Source organism: Umezawaea sp. Da 62-37 (genome assembly GCF_032460545.1).
Taxonomy (GTDB): domain Bacteria; phylum Actinomycetota; class Actinomycetes; order Mycobacteriales; family Pseudonocardiaceae; genus Umezawaea.
On record NZ_CP135965.1, the window covers coordinates 6,639,600 to 6,664,741 of the forward strand.

At 70.5% G+C, this 25,142-nt stretch carries 26 protein-coding genes; 15 read left to right on the plus strand and 11 right to left on the minus strand.

Annotated features, from left to right (window positions below; all coding sequences use genetic code 11):
• Positions 1-28 precede the first annotated feature (28 nt).
• Positions 29-415, minus strand: a complete 387-nt coding sequence (locus RM788_RS30680; protein ID WP_399345133.1) for an Lrp/AsnC family transcriptional regulator — start codon at positions 413-415, stop codon at positions 29-31.
• 136 nt (positions 416-551) lie between these two features.
• Between RM788_RS30680 and RM788_RS30685 the strand changes: the two genes are divergently transcribed.
• The 6 genes from RM788_RS30685 (at position 552) to RM788_RS30710 (ending at position 7,194) form a co-directional block, all read left to right on the plus strand.
• A complete protein-coding gene (locus tag RM788_RS30685; protein ID WP_315921532.1) occupies positions 552-998 on the plus strand; it encodes a rhodanese-like domain-containing protein in 447 nt (148 codons plus the stop codon).
• Positions 999-1,022: 24 nt separating this feature from the next.
• Positions 1,023-1,778, plus strand: coding sequence for a type 1 glutamine amidotransferase (locus RM788_RS30690; protein WP_315921534.1), 756 nt, complete (start codon positions 1,023-1,025; stop codon positions 1,776-1,778).
• Between the two features lie 94 nt (positions 1,779-1,872).
• Positions 1,873-3,012 carry an inorganic phosphate transporter gene (locus RM788_RS30695; RefSeq protein ID WP_315921536.1) on the plus strand — a complete coding sequence of 380 codons (1,140 nt, stop codon included), beginning with the start codon at positions 1,873-1,875 and terminating at the stop codon, positions 3,010-3,012.
• Positions 3,009-3,233: a hypothetical protein gene (locus RM788_RS30700; protein ID WP_315921538.1), complete on the plus strand. Its 225-nt coding sequence runs from the start codon at positions 3,009-3,011 to the stop codon at positions 3,231-3,233. Before RM788_RS30695 ends, RM788_RS30700 begins: the two co-directional genes overlap by 4 nt.
• A gap of 39 nt (positions 3,234-3,272) precedes the next feature.
• Entirely contained in the window at positions 3,273-6,224 is a 2,952-nt protein-coding gene (locus tag RM788_RS30705; RefSeq protein WP_315921540.1) for a bifunctional [glutamine synthetase] adenylyltransferase/[glutamine synthetase]-adenylyl-L-tyrosine phosphorylase, read from the plus strand.
• A 40-nt stretch (positions 6,225-6,264) separates the two neighbouring features.
• Complete coding sequence (locus RM788_RS30710; RefSeq protein ID WP_315921542.1) at positions 6,265-7,194, plus strand: NADP-dependent oxidoreductase; 930 nt, start codon at positions 6,265-6,267, stop codon at positions 7,192-7,194.
• A gap of 57 nt (positions 7,195-7,251) precedes the next feature.
• On the opposite strand, the gene RM788_RS30715 is transcribed toward RM788_RS30710, so the two are convergent.
• Positions 7,252-7,509 carry a hypothetical protein gene (locus RM788_RS30715; RefSeq protein ID WP_315921544.1) on the minus strand — a complete coding sequence of 86 codons (258 nt, stop codon included), beginning with the start codon at positions 7,507-7,509 and terminating at the stop codon, positions 7,252-7,254.
• Positions 7,510-7,757: 248 nt separating this feature from the next.
• On the opposite strand from RM788_RS30715, the gene RM788_RS30720 reads away from it, so the two are divergent.
• Positions 7,758-8,408 carry a hypothetical protein gene (locus RM788_RS30720; RefSeq protein ID WP_315921546.1) on the plus strand — a complete coding sequence of 217 codons (651 nt, stop codon included), beginning with the start codon at positions 7,758-7,760 and terminating at the stop codon, positions 8,406-8,408.
• A 433-nt stretch (positions 8,409-8,841) separates the two neighbouring features.
• Here RM788_RS30720 and RM788_RS30725 read toward each other — a convergent pair whose 3' ends face one another.
• Together RM788_RS30725 and glnA are read right to left on the minus strand one after the other, a co-directional pair.
• Positions 8,842-9,162 carry a hypothetical protein gene (locus RM788_RS30725; RefSeq protein WP_315921548.1) on the minus strand — a complete coding sequence of 107 codons (321 nt, stop codon included), beginning with the start codon at positions 9,160-9,162 and terminating at the stop codon, positions 8,842-8,844.
• A gap of 250 nt (positions 9,163-9,412) precedes the next feature.
• Complete coding sequence (gene glnA / locus RM788_RS30730; protein WP_315921550.1) at positions 9,413-10,837, minus strand: type I glutamate--ammonia ligase; 1,425 nt, start codon at positions 10,835-10,837, stop codon at positions 9,413-9,415.
• 231 nt (positions 10,838-11,068) lie between these two features.
• Here glnA and RM788_RS30735 point away from each other — a divergent pair, with 231 nt between their 5' ends.
• A complete protein-coding gene (locus RM788_RS30735) occupies positions 11,069-11,542 on the plus strand; it encodes an RDD family protein (RefSeq protein ID WP_315921552.1) in 474 nt (157 codons plus the stop codon).
• Between the two features lie 72 nt (positions 11,543-11,614).
• Here RM788_RS30735 and RM788_RS30740 read toward each other — a convergent pair whose 3' ends face one another.
• Positions 11,615-12,361, minus strand: a complete 747-nt coding sequence (locus tag RM788_RS30740) for a DUF4191 domain-containing protein (RefSeq protein WP_315921554.1) — start codon at positions 12,359-12,361, stop codon at positions 11,615-11,617.
• Between the two features lie 72 nt (positions 12,362-12,433).
• Between RM788_RS30740 and RM788_RS30745 the strand changes: the two genes are divergently transcribed.
• The 5 genes from RM788_RS30745 (at position 12,434) to RM788_RS30765 (ending at position 16,593) form a co-directional block, all read left to right on the plus strand.
• On the plus strand, positions 12,434-14,494 hold the full coding sequence (locus RM788_RS30745) for an ATP-dependent DNA helicase UvrD2 (RefSeq protein ID WP_399340563.1): 2,061 nt from the start codon (positions 12,434-12,436) through the stop codon (positions 14,492-14,494).
• Positions 14,495-14,643: 149 nt separating this feature from the next.
• On the plus strand, positions 14,644-14,886 hold the full coding sequence (locus tag RM788_RS30750) for a hypothetical protein (protein ID WP_315921559.1): 243 nt from the start codon (positions 14,644-14,646) through the stop codon (positions 14,884-14,886).
• Positions 14,887-15,005: 119 nt separating this feature from the next.
• Complete coding sequence (locus RM788_RS30755; RefSeq protein ID WP_315921561.1) at positions 15,006-15,407, plus strand: WhiB family transcriptional regulator; 402 nt, start codon at positions 15,006-15,008, stop codon at positions 15,405-15,407.
• The gene (locus RM788_RS30760; protein WP_315921563.1) at positions 15,404-15,631 is read left to right on the plus strand and encodes a putative WhiB-interacting protein; all 228 of its coding nucleotides are present in this window, start codon (positions 15,404-15,406) and stop codon (positions 15,629-15,631) included. Before RM788_RS30755 ends, RM788_RS30760 begins: the two co-directional genes overlap by 4 nt.
• 68 nt (positions 15,632-15,699) lie before the next feature.
• Positions 15,700-16,593, plus strand: coding sequence for a class I SAM-dependent methyltransferase (locus RM788_RS30765; RefSeq protein ID WP_315921565.1), 894 nt, complete (start codon positions 15,700-15,702; stop codon positions 16,591-16,593).
• Between the two features lie 195 nt (positions 16,594-16,788).
• Here RM788_RS30765 and RM788_RS30770 read toward each other — a convergent pair whose 3' ends face one another.
• The 4 genes from RM788_RS30770 to RM788_RS30785 all read right to left on the minus strand — a co-directional run bounded on the left by RM788_RS30770 (position 16,789) and on the right by RM788_RS30785 (position 20,678).
• Positions 16,789-17,340: a hypothetical protein gene (locus RM788_RS30770; protein ID WP_315921567.1), complete on the minus strand. Its 552-nt coding sequence runs from the start codon at positions 17,338-17,340 to the stop codon at positions 16,789-16,791.
• A gap of 600 nt (positions 17,341-17,940) precedes the next feature.
• Positions 17,941-19,251 (minus strand): ABC1 kinase family protein, encoded by a 1,311-nt coding sequence (locus tag RM788_RS30775; RefSeq protein WP_315921569.1) that lies wholly within the window; start codon positions 19,249-19,251, stop codon positions 17,941-17,943.
• 79 nt (positions 19,252-19,330) lie between these two features.
• Complete coding sequence (locus RM788_RS30780) at positions 19,331-20,374, minus strand: thiamine biosynthesis protein ThiF (protein ID WP_315921571.1); 1,044 nt, start codon at positions 20,372-20,374, stop codon at positions 19,331-19,333.
• Between the two features lie 148 nt (positions 20,375-20,522).
• Positions 20,523-20,678, minus strand: coding sequence for a DUF5679 domain-containing protein (locus RM788_RS30785; RefSeq protein ID WP_170156312.1), 156 nt, complete (start codon positions 20,676-20,678; stop codon positions 20,523-20,525).
• A 235-nt stretch (positions 20,679-20,913) separates the two neighbouring features.
• Between RM788_RS30785 and RM788_RS30790 the strand changes: the two genes are divergently transcribed.
• On the plus strand, positions 20,914-21,459 hold the full coding sequence (locus RM788_RS30790) for a M48 metallopeptidase family protein (RefSeq protein ID WP_315921574.1): 546 nt from the start codon (positions 20,914-20,916) through the stop codon (positions 21,457-21,459).
• Positions 21,460-21,760: 301 nt separating this feature from the next.
• Here the strand turns inward: RM788_RS30790 and RM788_RS30795 are convergent, their stop codons facing one another.
• Positions 21,761-23,098, minus strand: coding sequence for a zinc-dependent metalloprotease (locus RM788_RS30795; protein ID WP_315921576.1), 1,338 nt, complete (start codon positions 23,096-23,098; stop codon positions 21,761-21,763).
• A 102-nt stretch (positions 23,099-23,200) separates the two neighbouring features.
• Here RM788_RS30795 and RM788_RS30800 point away from each other — a divergent pair, with 102 nt between their 5' ends.
• Positions 23,201-24,328 carry a YlbL family protein gene (locus RM788_RS30800; protein WP_315921578.1) on the plus strand — a complete coding sequence of 376 codons (1,128 nt, stop codon included), beginning with the start codon at positions 23,201-23,203 and terminating at the stop codon, positions 24,326-24,328.
• An 82-nt stretch (positions 24,329-24,410) separates the two neighbouring features.
• On the opposite strand, the gene RM788_RS30805 is transcribed toward RM788_RS30800, so the two are convergent.
• Positions 24,411-24,968, minus strand: coding sequence for a PPA1309 family protein (locus RM788_RS30805; protein ID WP_399345136.1), 558 nt, complete (start codon positions 24,966-24,968; stop codon positions 24,411-24,413).
• Positions 24,969-25,142: the final 174 nt, after the last annotated feature.

Here is a 25,142-nt window from a genome sequence, read left to right on the forward strand (position 1 = left end):
TGAGTGTTCGACTCGCGGAGGAATGGGGTCAGGTGTCCTGTACGAGTGGGCGGTTCCGGACTGGTGAGGAGAAGACCAGCGAGGTCGTCGTGTCCCCGTAGCGCTGGGCCTGTTCGACGAACGCCTCCAGGTCGGTCGTCGACTGGCACACCACCCGCAGCAGCCAGCAGTCGTCGCCGGTGACGTGATCTGCGTCGCGGACCTGCGGCAGCACCACGATCCGTTCCCGGAACCGCGGCGTGTCCAACGACCGCACCTTCACCCGCACGATGGCCTCGATGGGCAGCCCCAACCGCCGCGGGTCGACGACCGCGCGGTAGCCGGTGATGATCCCGGCCTGCTCCAGCCTCCGCACCCGTTCGGTGACCGCGGGCGCCGACAGCGACACCCGCCGCCCCAGTTCGACGAACGTCATCCGCCCGTCCTCCTGGAGCAGCCCGATGAGCTTCCAGTCCACCTCGTCCGGTTCCACCGGGGAATCGTAAGCAGGAACGCCGTCACAGCTGGACTTCCCCATGTGCCCGGCCGCACCGCGCGACCAGGATTGGCCCATGACCAACACGTTGCGCTTCCCGGCCGCCGACCCCGCCGTCGCCGCCGCGTTCTTCGCCGCCGAACTGGCCTTCGAGGCCGACCCGGACGACGTCGTCCGCGACCTCGAATCCGGTGCCACCGCGGGGTTCCAGCTCGTCGAAACGCGGAGCGCGCAGGCCTTCGCGCTCGCCCGCATCCCCGGTGCGGTCAACCTCCCCTACGCGGACGTGGACGAGGAGTCCACAAAGGACTTCGACCGCGACGTGGTCTACGTCTGCTACTGCGAGAGCTTCCAGTGCAACGCCGCGACGAAGGGCGCGTTGCGCCTCGCACGACTGGGTTTCCGGGTGAAGCGGCTCGCGGGCGGGATCACCGCGTGGCGCGACGCGGGCTATCCCGTGGAAGGCGCGGGAGGCGCCGAGGGCACTGTGGACGGCGTGCGCGGGGTCACCTGCGCCTGCTGAACCGGGCGACCTACGCTCAATCGCGTGACCGCACCTCGTTTGCTCGTGCTCGAACTCGACTCGGCCGACCCGCTCGGCACGCTGGACGGCTGGCTGACCGACGCGGGCGCCGAGCTCGACGTCGTCCGCGCCTTCGAGCAGCCCGTCCCGCCGACCCTCGACGGCTACCAGGGGCTGATCTGCCTCGGCGGGAACATGGGCGCGCTGGACGACCTGGAGTTCCCCTGGCTCGCCGACGTCCGCAAGCTGCTGTCCCAGTCGGTGGCCAAGCGGGTCCCCGCGCTCGCGATCTGCCTCGGCTCGCAGTTGCTGGCCGTCGCGACCGGCGGTCAGGCGCGGCGCGGTCCGAAGGGGCCCGAGGTCGGTGTGATGCTGGTCGCGAAGCGCGACGTGTCGAGCCGCGACCCGCTGTTCGCCGAGCTGCCGTGGACGCCGGACGTGTTCCAGTTCCACGAGGACGAGGTGCACGTGCTGCCGCCGAGCGCCGAGCACCTCGCGGCGTCGCCGAAGTACGACAACCAGGCGTTCCGGGTCGGTGAGAGCGCCTACGGGCTCCAGTTCCACATCGAGACGACACCCGACGTCGTCCTGAACTGGGCGTTGAACTCACCCGACGCGGCCGCGACCGCGCGGCCCGGCACGTTCGACGCGGAGCGCCTCGCCGAGGCGCACGCGGACATCGCCGAGGTGTGGCAGCCCTTCGCCGAACGCTTCGTGCGCCTGACCAGGGGTGAGCTGGAGCCCGCCGGACACGTCGGCTTCGAGCTGCCGCTGGTGTGACAAACCTTTCTCCCTACGTTCGTTGGGCCTGAGTTCACCAGTACTCCAGGTAGCGTTCCCCTACGACTGTGTCGGTTCAGCCGGAGGAATCAGTGTGGATGCCTCACTCCTAGTCATCATCGTGGTCATCACGGCGCTGGCTTTCGACTTCACCAATGGCTTCCACGACACCGCGAACGCGATGGCCACGTCCATCGCGACCGGTGCGCTCCGCCCGAGAACGGCCGTCTTCCTGTCGGCGGTGCTCAACCTGGTCGGGGCGTTCCTCTCGGTCGAGGTGGCCAAGACCATTTCCGGCGGCATCGTCGACGACACCAGGATCACCCCCGCGATCGTGTTCGGCGGCCTCATCGGCGCCATCGTGTGGAACCTCGTGACCTGGTACGTCGGTCTGCCGTCGAGTTCGTCGCACGCCCTGTTCGGCGGCCTGATCGGCGCCACCTGGGTGTCGTCGGGCGCGGACGCCGTGCACTTCACGAAGGTCGTGGACAAGGTGCTGGTGCCCGCGATCGTCGCCCCGCTGGTCGCGGGGGTGATCGCGCTGCTGGCGACGTTCCTGACCTACCGCCTGACCAGGACCACCCGCACGTCGGTGGCCGACAAGGGCTTCAAGGTGGGCCAGGTCGCCTCGGCGGCGCTGATGTCGCTCGCGCACGGGACGAACGACGCCCAGAAGACGATGGGCATCATCACGCTGACCCTGATCACCGCCGGAACGCTCCCGGCGGGCGCGGGTCCGCCGGTGTGGGTGATCCTGAGCGCGGGTGTGGCGATCGCGCTCGGCACCTACCTGGGCGGGTGGCGGATCACGCAGACCCTGGGCAAGGGGCTGACCACGATCGAGGCGCCGCAGGGCTTCGCGGCCCAGACCAGCGCGGCGACCGTGATCATGGCGTCGTCGCACCTCGGGTTCGCGCTGTCGACCACACACGTCGCCTCCGGCGGCATCATGGGTTCCGGTCTCGGCCGCCAGCGCGACGGTGTGCGCTGGAACGTCGCGGGCCGGATGGCGTTGGCGTGGCTGTTCACGCTGCCCGCCGCCGGTGTCGTCGGCGCGCTGGCCGGTCTGCTCGCGGGCCAGGGGACCTACGGCGTCGTGCTGGTGGCCGTGCTCGGCATCGGGGTCGCGGTGGCCGTCTGGCTGCTGTCGCGTCGTGAGCCGGTCCGCCCGGAGCACGTGGTGGACGAGATCGCGGCCCAGGCCGAGACGCACAAGCTGGACGTGGCGGCATGAAGGTGGACTGGGCGGCGCTCGGCGCGGTCTTCGGGGTCAGCATCGTGGTCGTTCTGGGACTGGTCCTGCTGTTCTCGATCGGCCTGCGCGGGGTGTCCGCGCGAGAGGCGGCCCGGGAGGGCGGTCAGTCCGGGGTGAACGGCACGATCGCCGCCGCCATCAGCTTCGCCGCGTGCGCGGCCGTCGTGCTGTTCGGACTTTATTTGATCGTGGCCGCCTGACCTCTCGTCCGGCGTTGTCCCGGACTACCGTGGGCACCGATGAGTGATCCGTCCCGCACGTCCGCTTCACCCGCCAGGTTCGGGCTGACCGGGCCGCGCAGTGAAGAACAGCTCCAGGCCACGGGCTGGTGGTCGGGCGGGCGCCCGGCCGAGGGCGCCGAACCGGTGCTCTTCGCCCTGTCCCGCAGCCCCGACCCGGATCTGGCGCTGCGCGGTGTCGACCGCGTCCGCGAAGCCCTCGGCGACCAGTGGCCCGACCTGTCCGACGCGGTGCGGTCCGATCCGGTGCTGCGCGGTCGGCTGCTGGCCGTGCTCGGTTCGTCCACGGCGCTGTCGGACTTCCTCGTGGCGAACGCCAAGCGCTGGCGGCTGCTCGCGGGCACCGAGTCCGTCGACGTCGAGCGGTTCACGTCGACGCTGACCGACGCGGTCGCCGGGCTGCGCGACCAGGAGGCGATCCGGGTCCTGCGGCTGGAGTACCGGGCGCTGCTGTGCCTGGTCGCGGCCGAGGACCTGGCGCACGTCGTCGACCCGGACCTGCCGTTCGTGAGCTACGACGACGTCGCCAGCCAGATCTCCGACCTCGCGGTCGCCGCGCTGCGGGCCGCGCTGTCCGTGGCGTTCGAGCAGACCCACCGCTCGGACGAGTGCGCTCTTTCGGTGATCGCGATGGGCAAGTGCGGTGCGCGCGAGCTGAACTACGTCAGCGACGTCGACGTGGTGTTCGTCGGGGACGGTGACATCGGTGTCGCGACCCGCGTGGCCAGCACGATGATGCAGATCGCGGGCCAGGCGTGCTTCGAGGTCGACGCCGCGCTGCGCCCCGAGGGCAAGGCGGGCGCGCTGGTCCGCACGCTGGACGGGCACGCGTCCTACTACAAGCGGTGGGCGCGGACCTGGGAGTTCCAGGCGCTGCTCAAGGCCAGGCCGGTCGCGGGCGACGAGGAGCTGGGCAGGCAGTACCTGGAGGTGGTGCGCCCGCTGGTGTGGACGGCCGCCGACCGCGACAACTTCGTGCCCGACGTGCAGGCCATGCGCCGCCGCGTCGAGGACCACGTGCCCAGCGAGCTGGTGCGGCGTGAGCTGAAGCTCGGCCGCGGCGGGTTGCGCGACGTGGAGTTCGCGGTGCAGCTGCTCCAGCTCGTGCACGGCCGCAGCGACGAGGCGTTGCGCATCACGGCGACCACGCAGGCGTTGGCGGTGCTGGGCAAGGGCGGGTACGTCGGTCGTGAGGACGCGGTGGACTTCGGCCGCTCCTACCGGTTCCTGCGCACGCTGGAGCACCGGTTGCAGTTGCAGAAGATGCTGCGGACGCACCTGTTCCCGGCCGAGGACGACACGGCGGCGCTGCGCTGGCTGGCCCGTGCCGCGGGGCTGTCCGCGGAGGGGCGGCTGTCGGAGGGCCAGGTGCTGCTGGCGGAGTTCCGCAAGCACGGCAACCAGGTGCGGCGGCTGCACGAGAAGCTGTTCTACCGCCCGCTGCTCGAGGCCGTCGCGAACGTGCCGACCGAGGCGTTGCGGCTGACCACGAAGGAAGCGGTCGCCCGGTTGGCCGCGCTCGGCTACGCGGCCCCGGACGGGGCGCTGCGGCACATCCAGGCGCTCACCGCCGGGATGTCGCGCCGCTCGCGCATCCAGGGCGCGCTGCTGCCGCTGCTGCTGGACCTGTTCGCCACCACACCGGACCCGGACGGCGGGCTGCTGGCCTACCGCAAGGTGTCCGAGGCGTTGGCCGAAACCCCTTGGTACCTCAGGCTCCTGCGCGACGAGGGTGCGGTGGTGCAGCGGTTGGCGGCGTTGCTGGGGACGTCGAAACTGGTGCCGGACCTGCTGGTGCGCGCGCCCGAGGTGCTGCCGATGCTGGCGGACACCGAGGCGCTCGTCGGCCGTGATCCGATGACCATCGGGAATCCGCTGCGCAGCGCGGTGGCCCGGCACAACGCGCTGGAACGGGCGGTCGCGGCGGCGAGGTCGTTGCGGCGCCAGGAGATGCTGCGCATCGCCAGCGCGGACCTGCTGGAGCTGGTGACGCCGCGGACGGTGTGCGTGTCGCTGTCGGAGGTGTGGGTCGCGGTGCTCCAGGCGGCGCTGGACGCGGCCGTGCGCGCGGCGGGGGACGTGCGGCCGGCGCGGGTCGCGGTGATCGGGATGGGCAGGCTCGGCGGTCGTGAGCTGGGGTACGGCTCGGACGCCGACGTGCTGTTCGTGTGCGAGCCCGTCGAGGGCGCGACCGACGGGGAAGCGCTGCGGTACGCCAGTTCCCTGGCCGAGACCGTGCGGCGGCTGCTGTCGTCGCCGAGCCAGGACCCGGCGCTCCTGGTCGACGCCGACCTGCGGCCCGAGGGCAGGCAGGGGCCGCTGGTGCGGACGTTCGAGTCCTACCGCGCGTACTACGCGCAGTGGGCGGAGGTGTGGGAGGCGCAGGCGCTGCTGCGCGCGCGTCCCATCGCCGGTGACGAGGGTCTCGGCGAGCGGTTCATGGAGATGGTGGACCCGATCCGGTACCCCGAGGGCGGGCTGGACGCGACGGCCGTGCGCGAGATCCGGCGGATCAAGGCTCGGGTCGACGCCGAACGGCTGCCGCGCGGCGCCGATCCCAGCACGCACACGAAGCTCGGTCGCGGCGGGCTCGCCGACGTCGAGTGGACCGTCCAGCTGTTGCAGCTCCAGCACGCGCACGCCGTTCCCGCGCTGCGCACGCCGTCCACGATCCAGGGCATCGACGCGGGCACCGAGGCCGGGCTGGTGGACGCGGGCGACGCCGCCGAGCTGAAGGCGGCCTGGCTGATGGCCACGCGGGCGCGCAACGCGGTGATGCTGGTGAAGGGCAAGCCCGGCGACCAGCTCCCCACGGCCGGGCGTGATCTCGCGGCCGTCGCGGCGGTCATGGGGCACCGGCCGGGCACCGATCCGGGGGAGTTCCTCGACGAGTACCGGCGCACGACCAGGCGGGCGCGCGCCGTCGTCGAGCGCGTCTTCTACGACTCCTAGAGACTGGAGTCGATCATGCCCAACCGGAGTGGGGGTTGCTGTGAAAGCGATCGCGCAGGACGCCTTCGGCGATGTCGAGGTGCTGGCGTTGCGGGACGTGCCGGAGCCGCTGGTGGGGCCGGACCAGGTGCTGGTCGAGGTCAGGGTCGCGGGGGTGAACCCCGTCGACGCCGTCGTGCGCGCCGGGCACCTCCAGGGGCAGTTGCCGCACCGCTTCCCGCTGGTGCCGGGCTGGGACGTGGCCGGTGTCGTCGTCTCGGTCGGGTTGGCGGTGACGGGGTTCGCGCCCGGTGACGAGGTGTTCGGCTACCAGCGCCAGGACCACGTGCAGTTCGGCACGTACGCGGAGCGGATCGCCGCGATCGAGCGGGGGTTGGCGCACAAGCCCGCGTCGCTGGGGTTCGAGGAGGCGGGCGGGCTCGCGCTGTGCGGGCTGACCGCGTTGCAGGCGCTGCGGCTCGTCGGTGTCGGCGAGGGCGACACGGTCCTCGTGCACGCCGCCGCGGGCGGTGTCGGGCACCTCGCGGTGCAGGTCGCGCGGCTGCTGGGCGCGTCGCGGGTGATCGGCACGGCGTCGCCGCGCAACCACGACTTCCTGCGCGACCTCGGCGCCGAGCCGGTCACCTACGGCGACGCGCTGGTGGACAACGTGGCCGAGCTCGTGGGCGGCGACGGCAAGGTCGACGTCGCGTTCGACTGCGTGGGCGGTGCCGCGCTGGGCGACTCGCCCGCGCTGGTGCGCGATCCCGCGCGGATCGTGTCCATCGTGGACACCAACGCGGTCGGGCTCGGCGGGCACTGGACGTTCGCCCGGCCGGTGGCCGCGGACCTGGAGTGGCTGGCCGAGCGGGCCGGGGCGGGTGAGCTGCGGGTCCACGTGCAGCAGGCGTTCCCGCTGGCGCGGGCCGTGGACGCGCAGCGGCTGCTCGAAGGCGGTCACGTGCGCGGCAAGGTCGTGCTGACGGTGTGACGGAACGCCGATGGGCCCGCGCTGAGTGCGCGGGCCCATCGGCGTTCCGGGCTGAGGTCAGTCCTCGGCGGGGGCGTCTTCGTCGTCCTCGTCGTCATCGGGGTCGACGGCCGGGGCGTTGGTGTAGATCTCGATGACCCACTCCTCGACCAGCGTGTCGTCGGAGTCGTCGTCGGGCACGAGCCGGTTGTAGACGCGCACGCCGAGGTCCAGCGTGTCGGCCGCGAGCACCGCCTCGACGGCCTCGGCCGCGGAGTCGACGATCTGGGTGGAGAGCAACTGCGGGGCGTGGAATTCAGCAACGTCATCAGACACCGCGCGACCCTAACGCCCCTCCACGCCCCCCGCTCGGCCAGCCCCGTGCCGTTCGCCCGATGTTCCCCTCGCGGACCCCCGGACCGGGCGGTCTACGACGGTCTGTCGGGCACCGCTCACAGAGCGTCGAATGGTGTGGACGAATGTGCCGGATGCATTGACTACTGCCGTTGCGCATGTCAACACTGGCCACGGTTCATCGGAGACACATTCATGTTAGTGCGGCGCGCGCCGGGACCAAGGACGTCATGGAAGACGAGATAAACCACCTCAGGAAGACCAACACGATCCTCAAGATCAGCCTGGTGATGCTCGGAGTGCTCGTGCTCCTCGGCGTCATCCAGGCCGTCACGGCGGGGACGGTCGGTGTCGGCGCGCTCAGCGTCAACCTGCGGGACTCCACGTCTCCCACCACCACCACCACGACCCAGCCCGTCGGCCAGGGCGGGCTCAACGGCGCCCTCGACTCCACCCCGTCGGAAATCTCGTCGGACACGCCGGAGCCCCCGACCACGACCAGCGCCGAGACCAAGGTCGCCGAGGGCTCGTTCAAGCAGTCCCGCGGCCTGCTCACCGTCGAGGTCACCAAGGTCGAGAACCAGGGTGGCCGCATCAAGCTCCACATCACCGCGGTCAACGCCAGCACCGCCAAGATGGACCTCCCCCTCGGCCCCTTCAAGGCCGTGGACGACCAGAAGCGCGAGTACGGCGCCTCCCTCGCCACCAGCAAGTGGCCCGTCGCCATCGCCAAGGGCGCCAGCATCACGGGCACGATCGAACTGGACCAGACCGTCAGCAAGGTCGCCCAGACCATCGACATCGCCTTCAACGGCATCACGGGGTCGCTGGCGCCGACCGGCGGCGCGGTGGCCGTTCCGGGTATCGCGATTCCCCGGTAGAGCGGGTTTCCGGTTTGAAGCGCCCTGGACTTCGCGTTCGGGGCGTTTTGGCGTTGGGTGGAAAGTTCTCGACGAAGTCGAGGGGGAAATGGTTGTGATGGGGTTCACGGGGTGATACCGCGTGATTGCTGAACAATCGGTTTCCGTATTTGTGCATGTGCGCTCGTGATTTGCCCGTATCCGGTGGGACAGGGGCTTCTGGGTGTGGTGCTGGAGGTGTCGGAAATCGTCGGTGGCTTGACCGGTTTCAGCGACCTGGGGGCCGGATGACTGTCGCAGTCATCCGGCCCACAGGTCACGGCGCTTCGCGCTGCCCGGTGGTTCCTGCGGGCCGCATTCGCGTCCGACCGCGGTCGAGGCGTGGTGCGCTTCCACCGAGCCGGGCGCGGTTGCCAGGTTCGGGGAAGCCCGAGGAGTGTTGCGCGGTCGACCATCACATCCCCCGATCGCGGTGCTGGTGGTCGTCGGGTGCTGCGGAGCCGTAGATCGTGACGTCGCCCCGGATCACACCGACCTGGACGACGTTCCCGCGAACGTCACCCGAGGCCTGGTTGAGCGCACGGCCTTGCGGAGGATCGCCCACCCGTCCGTCCAGGATGCGGATCAGGGTTCCCGCGAGACCGAAGAAGAACCGGACGAAGAAGGTGGCTAGTCCCAGGACGAACGCGAGGACGGCTCCGAAGAGGAGGAGCTTCGCCGGATTTTGGGCAGGGTCAGCAGGTACCTGGTGCGGTGAAAAGGTGAGTCGCGCCAAACGTGCTTGGTGTCATGTCACCTCTGCCTGTCTTCCGGACTTGCTGCCCTGCGCTTGTCTACATGATCTCGCGCCGCCCCGTGCCCGTTACGGCGATCTGCTCCGGAGGCGGAACGACCGAGGGCCGGGTGACTGCAACAGTCACCCGGCCCTCGGCCTTGGTCGATCGGACGACCTGCCGCCTCACATGGCCGGCAGTGGTCCGGTTGGGACTTCGACCGGTGAAGCCACCGGTCGAGTCCCGTCCGCGTCACACGTCGTAGTACAGCGCGAACTCGTACGGGTGCGGGCGGAGGCGGAGCGGGTCGATCTCGTGCTCGCGCTTGAGGGCGATCCAGGTCTCGATGAGGTCGGGCGTGAAGACGCCGCCCTCGAGGAGGAACTCGTGGTCGGCCTCGAGGCTGTTGAGCACGGCGTCGAGGGTGGCCGGGACCTGCTTGACGTCCTTGGCCTCCTCGGGCGGGAGCTCGTAGAGGTCCTTGTCGATCGGGGCCGGGGGCTCGATCTTGTTCTTCACGCCGTCGAGGCCCGCCATCATCATGGCGGCGAAGGCCAGGTACGGGTTGCCCGAGGAGTCGGGGCAGCGGAACTCGATGCGCTTGGCCTTCGGGTTGTTGCCCGTGATCGGGATGCGGACGCACGCCGAGCGGTTGCGCTGGGAGTAGACCAGGCTGACCGGGGCCTCGTAGCCGGGGACCAGGCGGTGGTAGGAGTTCACCGTGGGGTTGGTGAACGCCAGCAGCGACGGGGCGTGGTGCAGGATGCCGCCGATGTAGTGGCGCGCCATGTCCGACAGGCCGGCGTAGCCGGACTCGTCGTGGAACAGCGGGGTGCCGTCCTTCCACAGCGACTGGTGCGTGTGCATGCCGGAACCGTTGTCACCGAACAGCGGCTTGGGCATGAACGTGACCGTCTTGCCCTCGGCGTGGGCGCGGTTCTTGATGACGTACTTGAAGAACATCAGGTCGTCGGCCGCGTGCAGCAGCGTGTTGAACCTGTAGTTGATCTCGGACTGGCCCGCGGTGCCCACCTCGTGGTGCGCGCGCTCGACGGAGAAGCCCGAGGCCTCCAGGTCGAGGACCATCTTGTCGCGCAGGTCGGCGTAGTGGTCGGTCGGGCTGACGGGGAAGTAGCCGCCCTTGAACTTGACCTTGTAGCCCTTGTTGCCGCCCTCTTCCTCGCGGCCCGTGTTCCACCAGCCGGAGACCGAGTCGATCTCGTGGAAGGCCTTGTGCTCCTTGTTCTCGAAGCGGATCGAGTCGAAGATGTAGAACTCGGCCTCGGAACCGAAGTACGCGGTGTCGGCGAGGCCGGACTCCGCCAGGTACTGCTCGGCCTTGCGCGCGATGTTGCGGGGGTCGCGGCTGTAGGCCTCGCGGGTGAACGGGTCGTGCACGAAGAAGTTGATGATCAGCGTCTTCTCGATCCGGTACGGGTCGAGGCGCGACGTGGCCAGGTCGGGCAGCAGCAGCATGTCCGACTCGTGGATCGACTGGAAGCCACGGACGGAAGAGCCGTCGAACGCCAGACCCTCGCTGATCGCGTCCGCGTCGAAGGCCGACACCGGAAGCGTGAAGTGCTGCATCACGCCGGGAAGGTCGCTGAAGCGCACGTCGACGAACTTCACGCCCTCGTCGGAGATGTACTTCAGTACCTCGTCGGAATTCTTGAACACCCTCGTCGACTCCTCACGTCTTGAGTGCTGTGCTGGCCGCTAGCCCGGTAGACAAGATTTGGGCGCGGTCGTACGCCGCCACGGGATCGCGGCTGGCCATCAGAGGTGACGCTATGTCGCGGGTGTTGCCCGGCCGTCACTCCGATGTTTCGCCAGTGTTAACGGGGCCCGCACGGAGGGCAAGCCGACCTGCCGGTGCGCAACGGGTGACCACGGCATTACTCTGTAGGAGTGAGCAGATGGACCGGTTCGTGGCTTGCGGGCCCGCGCAGCGTCCTGGAGCCGGGAGCGGATTCCGGGGACGGCACGGCTGCGCGCTTCAAGGGTGAACGCCTGGGGCTGCCGCAGAGCGGTCCCGGCTCGATCGCGTCCAGCGGTCGCCGGGCGTTCGCGATCCTCACCGACTTCCTGCTGGCCGCGGGCGTCGCGGGGCTGTTCACCTACCCCGACCTGCCGCGCAACTGGAGCCTGCTGGCCTGGTTCGTGATCACCATCATCGCCGTGGCCTTCTTCGGCTTCACCCCCGGTCACGCCCTGTTCGGCCTGCGGGTCGCCCGCCTTGACGGCTCGCCGATGGTCGGGCTGCCGAGGGCGGCGCTGCGCACGGGGCTGATCTTCCTGGTCATCCCGGCTGTGATCTGGGACGCCGACGGCCGCTGCCTGCACGACAAGGCGAGCAACACCGTGGTCATCCGGGTCCGCTAATCCGGCCGACAAGACGAAGAGGCCCCGATCACACCTGGTGATCGGGGCCTCTTCGCGTGGACGGGGTTCGGGTCAGCGCCTGCGCATCGTGCGCTGGACGCTGCGCATCTTCGCGCCCGCGGGCATCGGGCCCTTGGGCAGCGCGGCACCGCGGCTGGCGAGCGCGTTGAGCCGGTTCTCGATCGTGTCCATCTGGGCGGCCGAGATGTTGCGCGGCAGCTTCATCAGGTGGCTCTGCAGCTTCCGCAGCGGGATCTGCCCCTCTTCGGTGCCGACCATCAGGTCGTAGATCGGCGTGTCGCCGACCACCCGCGAGACGCGCTTCTTCTCCTGCGCGATCAGCGCCTTCACCCGGTGCGGCGCGCCTTCGGCGACGAGCACCACGCCGGGCCTGCCGATCACGCGGTGCAGGGCGTCGAGCTGCGTCGTCCCCGACACGGCGGGCGTGACCCGCCACTTGCCGCGCAGGTTCTCCAACGCCCAGGCCGCGGCACCCGGCTGGCCGTCCGCCTTCTTGAAGACGTTCGCCTGGACCCGACGGCCGAAGATGACCACCGCGAGCAGCGCGCCGAGCGCGACGCCCATCGGCAGGAACACCCACTGCATGTCGAAGAAGTAGCCGATGCCCCACGCCAACGCCGTGGCGCCGAGCACGGCGCCGAGCATCAGCGGCACGAGCGCCTTGTCCTCGCGGCGTTGCATCTTGAACGCCTCGAAGATCTGCCCGCGCTTGGCTCGGGAAGCGGCGCGCCGCTCCTTCTTCGCCTCCTTGGCTGCCGTCTTGTCCACTTTGGCAGCCTTGTCCTGCTTACCAGCCATGCACACCAGGATACGGGCGCGTCGACTTCCTGTTCACCGCCTCCCACAATCGTTGTCGGACCGTCTGCGAGGATGCTCCGCATGGACCCGCTGCTGGAGGGACTCGACCCGGAACAGCGCGCCGCGGTCGAGGCGCCGCGGGGGCCGGTGTGCGTGCTCGCGGGCGCGGGCACCGGCAAGACCCGGACCATCACCCACCGCATCGCCTACCTGGTCCAGCGCGGGCACGTCGCCCCTGGCCAGGTGCTCGCGGTCACGTTCACCGGGCGGGCGGCGGGGGAGATGCGCACGCGCTTGCGGGCGCTGGGCGTGACGGCCGCGCAGGCCCGCACGTTCCACGCGGCGGCGCTGCGGCAGCTGCGGTACTTCTGGCCGCGGGTCGTCGGCGGCGACCAGTGGCAACTCGTCGAGGGCAAGCTGCGGATCGTCGCGCAGGCCGCGAGCAAGGTCGGCGCGCCGACGTCCTCGGAGTCGTTGCGGGACATGGCGAGCGAGATCGAGTGGTCGAAGGCGTCGCTGATCACGCCGGAGCGCTACCCGGCGGCCGCGGCGAGCACGCAGCGGGACACGCCGGTGCCGCCCGAGCAGCTCGTCCTCGTCTACCAGGCCTACGAGCAGCTCAAGAACCGCGCGCAGATGCTCGACTTCGACGACCTGCTGCTGCACACGGCCGCGGCGCTGGAGGAGCACGGCGAGGTCGCCGAGGAGTTCCGCGACCGGTACCGCTGCTTCGTGGTCGACGAGTACCAGGACGTGACCCCGTTGCAGCAGCGCGTGCTCGACGCGTGGGTCGGCCAGCGCGACGACCTGACCGTGGTCGGCGACGCCAACCAGACCATCTACTCGTTCGCGGGCGCCTCGCCGAAGCCGCTGCTCGACTTCGGCCGCCGCTTCCCCGAGGCCCACGTGATCCGGTTGGAGCGCGACTACCGGTCGACGCCCCAGGTGGTCGGGCTCGCGAACGAGGTCATCAAGTGGGCGCGCGGCAGGCCCGCGGGGTCGCGGTTGCAGCTGATCGGCCAGCGCCCGGACGGGCCGCGGCCGACGTTCACCGAGTTCGGCGACGAGCCGGAGGAGGCGTCGGCGGTCGCCCAGAACGTCCGGAAGCTGCTCGCCGAGGGCGTGCCCGCGAGCGAGATCGCGATCCTGTACCGGGTCAACGCGCAGTCCGAGGTCTTCGAGCAGGCGCTGACCGAGCTGGACATCCCGTACCAGGTGCGCGGCGGCGAGCGGTTCTTCGCGCGCAACGAGGTGCGGCAGGCGATGGTGGCGCTGCGGACCGCGAGCCGCACCCCGCCCGAAGGTGATCTGCCCGGTCAGGTGCGGCAGGTGCTCGCCCGGCTCGGTCTGACCGACGAGCCGCCCGCCGGTGGTTCCGCGCGAGAGAAGTGGGAGTCGCTGCTCGCGCTGGTCGAACTCGCCGAGGAGCTGGCGACCGTGATCGAGGGCGCGGACCTGGCCAGGTTCGCCGTCGAGCTGGACCTGCGGGCCGAGGCCCAGCACCCGCCGACCGTCGAGGGCGTCACGCTGGCGTCCCTGCACGCGGCGAAGGGCCTGGAGTGGGACGCGGTGTTCCTCGTCGGGCTCGTCGAGGGCACGTTGCCGATCATGCACGCGGACGGCGACGACGCGAAGATCGAGGAGGAGCGCAGGCTCCTGTACGTCGGCGTGACCCGCGCGCGGGAGCACCTGTGGCTGTCGTGGGCGCTCGCCCGCGCGGCCGGTGGGCGCAAGTACCGTCGGCGCAGCCGGTTCATGTACGGGCTCGTGCCGGACGGGCACCCGGCGACGCTGGGCACCAGGCGCGAACCGCTGCAGAAGCGCGGCAAGCCGACGTGCCGGATCTGCTCGGCCACCCTCGTCGAGGCGCTGGCCGTGAAGCTGGGCCGGTGCAAGAACTGCCCGTCCGACGTGGACGAGGAACTGCTGGAGCGCCTCAGGTCCTGGCGTGCCGGGCGCGCGCGCGAGCTGAAGGTGCCGTCCTACGTCGTGTTCACCGACGCGACCCTCGTGGCCATCGCCGAGGTTCGTCCGGTGGACAACGCCGGACTGGTGTCGATCTCCGGCATCGGCGCCTCGAAGCTCGACAAGTTCGGAGCCGACGTACTGGGCGTTGTCCAGGGCGAACGGTGAAAATCCATCCGATCGGCAGAGATTTCGTAAAACCAGTTGCACGCTTCCCGCGAGGCCTCGTAACCTGCTGATGCCGGGCACGGAGTGCCCGACTGGGGAAGACGAAGACCGACATGACGACTACGAACCCATTGATGGAGGTGACCCCCGTGAAGACGACTCTCAACGCCTTCGCGACGCCCGGTTACCTCTTGACCGGGGTCGTTTGCGTGTCGCCGATGGAACTCGCTGCGGGGCGGAAGTCTGCCCGCGTTCGCCACGCCCAGCCGTGGAGCGCCGAGCGAGGCCTGCTGATCCAGGTGCCGACCGCCAACACGGTCGTCACCTCTGGCGTCACCACCACTGACAACTCGATCGATGCGCCGTCCGCGCACGAGCGAAGTAGGACCTGACACAGGACTGTCAGGACTACCTGGCTCACCTAGGCCGCGGACCCGAATTCGGGATCGCGGCCTTTTTGCTGTCCCAGAACGAAAAACCCCATCGCAGTACCTGACAGGGAGTTCACCTGATGTTGACCGCCACCGTTCCGATAACGACCGGAACGTTCCCCGAGGCCGCGGACCACGGAGGCGCCGGTGTCGCCTGCTTGATCGACACCGCGCCCGACGCCGGCTTCGACCTGCCCTGCCGCACCAACAACCCCGACCTGTGGTTCGCGGACGCCCCCGCCGAGCTCGAGAAGGCCAAGACGTTCTGCGTCGGCTGTCCCGTGATCGCCGAGTGCCTCGCCGGAGCACTGGCTCGCCACGAGCCGTGGGGTGTCTGGGGTGGCGAGATCTTCGAACGCGGTGCCGTCATCGCGCGGAAGCGCCCCCGTGGCCGTCCGCGCAAGGACGCCGCACCCGCAGTTCCCGCGGCGCCCGCCGCGACCGTCGTCCGGGGGGCTACCAGCCAGGAGGCCGCCGCGTGACCACGAATGGCATCACCACCGACGAACTGCACCACCTCGACCACAAGAACCAGGGGATCGGCCGAATGTTGCTCCATGAAGACCTCGCACGTGCCCGAATGCGGGATTCCGAAAATCTCGCCGAACGCCAACGGTTGGCCCACCGGCTGGTCGTCGCGCAGCGATGGCGACGACTGTCCGGTTGGGCCCAGAAGCGAGCGGCGCGCTCCGCCCGCGACCTCTGACAGGTACGACTCCGGCCGCTCCCCCGTTTCGACGGGAGAGCGGCCGGAGTCGTCGGTACGGTGCGGAGGTGGGACGACACACGCACGACGGAATCGACTGGCCAGCCAGGTTGATCGCGATGCGGCGCGCCGACGGGCTGCACGCCGACGCCCTGCGCGTCGTCGCGCGCAGACTCGTCCGGGCCCTGCCCGACAACCCGACCGTCATCGACGTCGGATCGGGCGCGGGCGGCATGGGCGTCGCGCTCACCGAAGCGCTCTGCGCACGGGGCGGCGGCACCGTCGTCCTGGTGGACGCCGTCCCCGAACTGCTCGACGCCGCCACCGTCGCCGCCCGCTCGGCGGCCACCTACGAGTCGGACACGTCGACCGCCACGGTCCGCGTGCGCCCGGTGCTGGCCGACATCGCCACCGAGGAACCGACCGAGTTCGCCGAATCCGCCCACCTCGTCTGGGCGTCGAACGTCCTGCACCACCTCCCCGACCAGCGCCGCGGCGCCGTCAACCTGATCAGCGCCCTCGCTCCCGGCGGCTGGTTCGCCCTGGCCGAGGGCGGTCTGGAAACCCGCTGCCTCCCGTGGGACCTCGGCATCGGCGAGCCCGGCCTGCAGGACCGCCTGGCCGCCGCCCGCGGCGCGTGGTTCACCCGGATGCGCGAGCAGATCCCCGGCGCCTCCCGGCTGCCGGTCGGCTGGAACACCGTGCTCACCGAGGCGGGCCTGGATGAGGTCACCGCTTTCAGCTACCTCGTCGACCACCCTGCGCCGACGAAACCCGCGGTCCGCGAGTCGATCGAGGACTGGCTGCGGTGGCGGGCCGATGTCGCGGGCGCCCTCGCCCACCCCGCGGACCGGGCCGCGGTCCACAGGCTGCTGGACCCCGGCGATCCGGCGTACATCGGGCTTCGCGACGACGTCTTCTTCTTGCAGGCCAACACGGTGCACGTGGGTCGGAAGCGGTGACCGAGAGCTGCTCGCGCTGCTCCAGGGCGCGTGACTCGGTGAGCGATCCGGTGGAGCGGATGGCGTGGGTGAGCCAGCGTGATGATGGTGTCCGGACTTGGCTTTGCCACGTCTGCGCTCGTGCTCATGTGCGGGATGTGGAGTCGAAGTTGCCTGTGGAGTACTGGTGATCGCTTGATTTCGTCGGCTGGCTTGTCATTGGCCGGTGAGCATTCGGAGTGCGGTGCGCGGGGCGGAGGCGCCGCGTTTGCTGCCGGCGTCCAGTTCTTCCAGGAGTTCGGCGGCTGTGGTGAGTTCGGCGCGGAGTACGGCTGCCAGTAGTTGGTGAAGGCGGAGCGGGTGTTGTTCGCGTCGGGCGGCGTCGAGGGTTGCCCTGGCGGGGGTTGCCAGGCGGAGGTCGTCCTTGGTGGTGGCCGGGGGGCGTCTGGCGGTGCGTTCCAGGAGTAGGAAGTCGTGGCTGTTCAGGCGTTGGTTGGGGCGTTGGAGCACGTGGACGCGTGAGGGGAGGGGGAGGGGGTGGAGGCCGTGGGAGTGGAGGGCGTCGACGCCGGTGATGAGGGAGTCGGGGCCTGTGTACAAAGCGGCGGCCCGGACCCTTTGTCGGCGGGTCGGGAGGCCGGGTGTCAACAGGATCACGCCGGGTAGGAGGCGGAGCCAGGGGCCGCCGGGGCGGCACCTGGTGTCGATCGTGTATCGGGAGACTCCGGATTTGACCAGATCAGCGGTGCTGGTGACGCCATCTCGCATGGGTCCATGGTGGGGTGGGTTGGGGGGTTGTCGCGAGTGGTGGTTGGTGGGTTGTGGATAACTTGTGGAGTTGTGGATAAGTGGGGTGGGTGCTGTTTCGGGGTGCTCACCTTTTGGTGAAGCCCGGCCCCCGGTGCGCGATTGTCTCAATGCCCCACCCCCGTTTGTCAAGGCGGGAAAGATGCCTTGACAAACGGGGGTGGGGCAGGAGGGCGCTGTGGATCGGGGGCAGGGGGTAGGTCTGGCTTCGCCAGCATCGGGCTCCGCCCGACTGGGCATCAGGCTGCGCCTGACTCAGGCATCGGCTGCGCCGACCAGGCATCCGACTTCGTCGGATGAGGCCTGGCTTTGGGCTTGGTCCTTGGGTATCCGACGCTCCGCGACGGACCGGGCACCTCGCTGCGCGTCGGCAGGGCATCCGAGCTGCGCCGGACCAGGCATCAGGCTGCGCCTGACCGGGCATCCGAGCTGCGCCGGACAAAGCATCAGGCTTCGTCTGACGAGGTATCCGAGCTGCGCCGGACTAGGCGTCCGGGGGGCGGTGGGCAAAGCACCCGTGCCCGCCGGGTGAAGGTGCTGGCGGGTACGGGGCTTGGGTGGTTAGTCGTCGAAGCCGGGTTGCCAGCGGGCGACGATGGAGCGGGTGGGGACTTCGGCGTCGAGTTGGCAGAGGATGCCGGTGGCGCCGAGGGTGACGCGGTGGATGAGCAGGTACTGGGGCGGGAGGTTGAGGGAGCGGCCGGTGCGGGAGTCGGGTTTGCGCATGTCGCCGACGCGTTCGGCTTGGCCCTGGAGCCATTTGCGGGTGAACTTGAAGGTTTCGGTGCGCAGGGGTTCGACGAAGGGGCCGAGGTAGTTGAGGACGTCCTCGCCCTGGAGGTCGGTGCCGGGGCGGACGAAGTGCTCGTTGCGGAGCAGGTCTAGGAGGTCGTCGGAGCGCTTGTCCAACGCCAGCCTGGTCATGACGCCGAGGGTCCTGGGCAGGCCGTCGGGGAGGCGGGCGCAGGCACCGAAGTCGATGGCGCGCAGCCTGCCGTCGGCGCCGAGCAGGAAGTTGCCGGGGTGCGGGTCGGCGTGCAGGAGGCCGGAGCGGCTGGGGGCGGAGAAGTGGAACTCGGCCAGGCGCAGGCCTGCGAGGTCGCGCTGCTCGCGGGAGCCCTCGCGGATGATGGCGGCCAGGGGCGTGCCGTCGATCCACTCGGTGATCATGACCTTCGGCGCGCTGGCCACGACCTTCGGCACGAGCACGTGCTCGTCGCCGTCGAACGCCTTGGCGAACGCGCGCTGGTGGTCCGCTTCCGTCCGGTAGTCGAGTTCCTCGACCATGCGGTCGCGCAACTCCTCCAGCAGCGGTTTCACCTCGGCGCCCGGAATGATGGCCTGCACCAGCCTGCTGAACCTCAACAGCTGCTTCAGGTCGGCGTTCAGCGCCTCGTCGGCGCCGGGGTACTGCACCTTCACGGCGACCTCGCGGCCGTCGTGCCACACCGCCTTGTGCACCTGGCCGATGCTGGCCGACGCGGCGGGCTCGTCGGCGAACTCCTGGAAGCGCTTCGACCAGGCCGACCCGAGCTGCTCGGCGAGCACCCGGTGCACCGTGCGCGTGGGCATCGGTGGCGCCGCGGTCTGGAGCTTGGTCAGCGCCTCGCGGTACGGCGCCGCCATCTCCTCGGGCACCGCCGCCTCGAAGACGCTCAGGGCTTGGCCGAACTTCATGGCACCGCCCTTGAGCTGCCCGAGCACGGCGAACACCTGTTCCGCGGTCTTCGCGGTCACGTCGGCGTTGACCTGCTCGGAACTCATACCGGTCAGTCGCTTGCCCCAACCACCGACGACACGCCCGGCCACCCCAATCGGGAGGGTGGCCAGCTTGGCGGTGCGCTGGACGGCCTTGCGCGGGATCTCGCTCACCCGGTGATTCTCCTCCCGCCCGTTCTCGAAGCTGCAGTGGAATGCCTGTCCACCTCAAAACCTACACAGACTCGGCGGGCTACCCGGCGCTGCCGCAGCCGCAATACACGTGCGGGTCGCTCGGCCGGCGCTCCAGGACCCCGAGCTGGGGCTGCACCTCCAGGGTCGCGTTCCACGTCCTGGGCGGGCTCAACCCCACCTCGGCGGGGTCGAGCGCGGACAGGACCTGGCCCACCGCGAGCGCCGCGCACGCCATCGCCGTGGCCAGGTCGGTGGGCTGCATCCGGTCCGCGAGCTGCGTCGCGCACGCCGCCCACGCCTCGTCCTGGTCCGACCGGTGCAGGTGCGCGCAGCGCACGCAGCTCGTCCGCCCCGGCACCACGAGCGGTCCGACGACCCCGACGCCCTCCCTGGCGCGGACCACCAGGTGCTGGGTGCCCTCCAGCATCAGGGTGTTGAGCAGCGCGGGCGGCGGCACCAGTGAATCGGCCAGTACGACCAGGTCAGGGCGTCCGGTGCTGGTCATCCAGCCCGTGCGCACGTCGCCGGAGGCCCGGCCGATGGCGTCGACGGCGGCCTCGCGCCGCGGACGGCCCACGTCGACGTCCAGGTAGCCGGAGCCGGTGTCCTCCGGGCCGACCCGGCCGGTGGCGACGAGGTGCACCCGCCCGACACCCGCCGCGGCGAGCAGCGACGCCGTCGCGACCGCGATGCGCCCGTTCCCGTGCACGACGACCGCGAGCTTGTCGCGGGCCGCGACGATCCCCGTGCCGGGGCGTCCGGTCCGCAGCGCGCGGCTCGTGGTGTCGGCCGTGAGCCGCCCCGGAACGGGCACCGCGTCGTCGACCAGACCGACCTCGGCGAGCTGGTCGAGCAGGCTCAGGAACTCGGTCGGGTCCACGTCCTTCGCCGTCAGACGTTCACCCAGTTCAGCGACCGTGTGGCGGCCGTCGAGAGCCAGCAGTTCATCCACGAAAGGGGGAGGGAGGTAGTCCACGACGACGGCGTGGCGGGGGTCGGTGCCTATCTGCACCTCACCCGTGCGACGCAGCAGCACGGGCAGGCCGGGCAGCACGCGGGGCCTGCGGGAGAGGTCGGCCGGGGGGCGGGTCTCGGTGTCCATGAGGTGAGGGTGCTCCCGGAAGTGCCGGGCTCAAAACGCCTGTCCACAGGCCCCGGAGTTGTCCACAGGGCGGGGGATCGGGGGTTGACGGAGGTGGGGCGAAGGTGCTGGTGGGCGCCCCCGCAGGACGCCCACCAGCGGGTTCACGTCAGACCTTGGCCTTGCCCAGGATCCGGGTGACCGTGGTGCCGCACGTGGGGCACTTGCCCTTCGCCATCCTGCGGTTGTTGTTCTCGTGGATCTCTCCGGAGAAGTCGCGCTTCTCGCGACACTTCACGCAGTAGCCGTTGTAGGTCTCGGCCACGGGTTCCTCCCTTGCTTTGGCGGTAGCCGCACAGGCGGCGACAGCGTCGTGAGAGCGGGGCGTTCTGCACCGCCCTCGGGGGCCTTCCCAGCACGCTACCTGTGCGCACGTGCGGATGCCTGCATGTCCACCAGTGCGTGTCCAGCCGCCTTTCGGTGGAATCTGCCCGACCGTGTCGGCCCCCACCGCCGCTTGGCGGCCGCGAATTGTCGGTGGTGGGCCTTACCGTTGAGCCATGGCCGAACCGCGGGTAGCCAAAACCCATGTGGAGGTCCGCCGCAGCGCGCGGCGGCGCCGCATGGTCAGCGCGTACCGGGAAGGGGACACGGTCGTCGTGCTGCTCCCCGCCCGGATGAGCAAGGGCGAGGAAGAACACTGGGTGGCGGAGATGCTCAGCCGCCTGCAGCGCAGCGAGACGCGTCGGCGATCACCCGCGCGGACGTCCGACGCGGCGCTGCTGACGAGGTGCGAGGAGTTGGCCGGGCGGTACCTGGACGACGACGCGGAACCGACCAGCGTGCGGTGGGTGCCGCCGATGCGGACGCGCTGGGCGTCCTGCACGCCCACCGAGGGCACGATCAGGGTGAGCGAACGGCTGCGGGACGTGCCGTCGTGGGTGCTGGACTACGTGCTGGTGCACGAGTTGGCGCACCTGAGGGTTCCGGGGCACGGGAAGGACTTCTGGGAGCTGGTTCACCGGTACCCGAAGTCGGAGCGGGCCATGGGGTACCTGGAGGGGATCTCGGCGGCAGCCGGGCTGGGGATCGGGGCGGAGGAATAGGAGGAAATCCAGGGGGCCGGTGCGGGTGGCCGATTCGTCGCCGCCGTTCACCGGAGTGCTGGGGGAATCACGATTTTCGCTTCACGTCGGGAACGACGTGGAGGTGCGCGCGCTTTGTGCCGGTGACCGACCACGGCTTCCACCGTCGAGCCCGAACAGCGGCTCCGAACAGCATCTGTGCAGGCCAGCGGGTGTGACTGGCCTGACCGTCGGGGGGCTTGTCCCGACGCTCCCGATTTGTCGTGAACGAGGAAAAGGCCACCACGTGATCGCGTGGTGGCCTTTTCGGTGGAAGTGGGTTCTACGATTCCGCGGGGGGCTCGTCCGGGTTCTTGTCGGTCCCGGACCCCTTCTCCTCGCGGAGCGTCCGCTCGAGTTCCGCCATCGGGTCCTCGAGCGCCTTGCGGGTGTTGCCGAGGCGTTCGGCGAACTCCAGCGGGTCGTCCAGGTCCGTCGTGCCCGGGATCAGGTCCGGGTGCTCCCAGAGGCTGTCGCGCACCTCGATGCCGTGCTGGTCGCCGACGAGCTTCCACAGCGCGGAGGCGGCGCGCATCCGGCGCGGACGGAGTTCCAGGCCCACGAGGGTGGCGAAGGTCTGCTCCGCCGGACCGCCGGTGGCGCGGCGGCGCTGGAGGGTCTCGCGGAGTGCGGAAGCGCCGGGCAGGCGTTCGCCCACGGCCTCCGCGACGACGACGTCCACCCAGCCCTCGACCAGTGCCAGGAGGGTCTCGAGGCGGGTCAGGGCGGCCTTCTGCTCGGGCGTGGTCTGCGGCTCGAGCATGCCGGACTTCATGGCCTCTTCGATGCTCTCGGGGTTCGACGGGTCGATCTGGCCCGCCATCTGCTCGAGTGCGCTCGTGTCGACCTTGATGCCCTTGGCGAACTCCTCGACCGTGTCCAGCAGCCGCTGGCGCAGCCACGGGACGTGCGTGAAGAGGCGCTGGTGAGCGGCTTCGCGGGCGGCCAGGAAGACCATGACCTCGCTGGCCGGGCGCTCGAGGCCCTCGGTGAACTTCTCGATGTTCGCGGGCAGCAGGGCGGCCGTGCCCTCGGGACCGAGGGGGAGCCCGACCTCGGTGGAGGTCAGCACCTCGGAGCCGAGCTGGGCGAGCGCGCCGCCGAGCTGGGACCCGAACGCCATCCCGCCCATCTGGCCGAGCATCGACAGCAGCGGGCCCGCGGCTTCCTTGGCCTCGGCGGGCATCGCCTCGACCCAGGCGCCGGACACGCGCCGCGCCATCGGGTCGCACAGCCGCTGCCACGTCGGCAGCGTCCGCTCGACCCACTCGCGCGCGGTCCAGCTCTGCACGGACCGGGTGCCCGCGGGCAGCGCGGTCGCGGGGTCCAGCCACATCTCGGCCAGGTGCACCGCGTCCGTCACGGCGGTGCCCTGGTCGGCGGTGAACCCGATGGCCGGTCCGCCCGAGCCCGCGAGCTGCTGGAGGGCGATCTGCTTGGCGAGCTCGTAGTTCACCGGACCGGCTGACGCGTTCTGGTTGCTGAACATCGCGCCGAGCTGGCTCAGCATCGCGCCGAGTTGGTTGAAGTCGAAGGGATTGCCCTGCCCGGCCTGGTCGGAGGGCTTGCGGTTGGGGTCGTCGGGGTCCGACGGGCCGAACCCGAACGGCAGGTCAGTCATGCCCACAACGTTACGCGGACACGTGCGCGTGCGCGGCGCAGGTTCGCTGCGAGCTTGAGGACGTCACGTCGTCCACATGCGCAGGTCGTACTCTGTCGAACCGTGAGCGAGCACAGCGAGGGCGGCACCACGGACACCGTCGTCGGCGACGGCGACGACGCGGGTGGCCCGGCCGCGACACCGCCGCCACCGCCGCGGGACAGGTCGGGCCCGACCCGCCGCACCTGGACGTTGCTGATCAGCTTCCTGGTGGTCATCGGACTCGGGCTGGCGGGCGGGTTCGCCCGCGTGCCCTACGTGGCGCTGGGCCCCGGCCCGACCTACGACACGCTCGGCCAGGTCGACGGCGCCAACGTCGTCTCCATCGAGGGCCAGGACACGTTCCCCACCGGCGGCCACCTGACGATGACGACGGTGTCGCTGATCGACGACCTGTCGCTGTTCGGCGCGATGGGGCTGTGGGTGAGCGGCCGGTACGCGCTGGCGCCGCGCGAAGAATTCTTCAAGCCCGGCGTGTCCAAGGACGAGGTCCGCGACCAGAACACCAAGGCCTTCCAGGACTCGCAGACCAGCGCCGAGGTCGCCGCGCTGCGCTACCTGGGCTACCCGGTGAAGGTGCTCGCCGCCGAGATCACGAAGGGCAGCGCCGCGGACGCCGTCCTCGAGCCCAACGACCGGCTGCGCGTCGTCAACGGCAAGCAGATCGGCGTGGCCGACGACGTCAAGGCCGCCCTGGAGAACACCAAGCCGGGCGACGAGATCGAGATCACCTACGACCGCGACGGCAAGCAGCAGACCTCGAAGGTGCCGCTCGGCCGCGCGGACAACCGCGAGACGGGCTTCCTCGGTGTGCTGGCCGTCGACCGCGCCGACGCCCCGTTCGAGATCAAGATCGGTGTGCCGGAGGTCGGCGGACCGTCGGCGGGCCTGCTGTTCGCCCTGTCCATCGTGGACAAGCTGACCCCCGGCGAGCTCAACGGCGGCCAGTCCATCGCGGGCACCGGCGAGATCAGCGAGAAGGGCGAGGTCGGCCCCATCGGCGGCATCCCGTTCAAGATGGTCGCCGCCCGCGAAGGCGGCGCCACGACGTTCCTGGTGCCCGCCGACAACTGCGTCGAGGCCAAGCAGCAGGCGCCCGAGGGGCTGCGGCTGGTGAAGGTGGAGACGCTGACCGGCGCCGTCCAGGCCGTCGAGGCGGTCGTGGCGGGCAAGGACGCGCCCGGCTGCTGAACCGGCTTCCCACGGCGGAAGCCCTCGGGCCCGCCCGCCACCTAGGCGGACGGGCCCGAGGCGCGTCACGGGGCGGGGCCCGCTACGGCTTGAAGGTCTCCAGCAGCGCGTTGGTCAGGTTCGGGGCCAGCTCGGGGTGCTCGACGACCTCGTCGGGCATCTCGGTGTTGCCGCGCAGGTGCAGCACGCAGGCGGCCGTGCCGTCGCGCAGCACCGCCGCGACCAGCCGGGCCTCGCGGCGCTGCGGGTGCGCCGCGGCGAACGCGCGGGCCTCCTCGTCGCCGAGCTCCTCGGCGCGCAGCTTCTCCTCGGCCTCCGGGGGCAGCACGAGGATCTCCTGCGCCAGCGCGCAGCCCGCCACGACCTCGGGCCACACGATGCCGAGCAGCGCGTCGGCCAGGTCGGTGTCGGGCAGCTCGTCCTGCGCGATGGGCGTCAGCGGGGACGCCTCCGGGTCGAGCTGACCCGCCAGCTCCGGCTGCTGCGCGAGCAGTTCGGCGGTCGGCACCAGGGCGAACAGCTGGAGGCCCTGGTCCCACCCGGCCGTGGACACGAACTCCTCGACCTCGCGCGCGACGGCGCGGAGCAGTACGGGCGAGTTCTCCGGCGAAGGCGAAGGATTGGCTGACACGGTGGTTATGGTCGCATCCCACGGCAGCGGTGGCCGCCGGCAGGGGTGAAACGGTCAACCGATCGGGGAACTCGGCGCGGCCTCCGTAGAGTTGGACAGAACGTACTAATTGAAGAGTCGGCAAGCCGACAATCGGACCACTGCGAACCTGGAGGGTGCACCGTGGCCACACGGCCCCCGGTC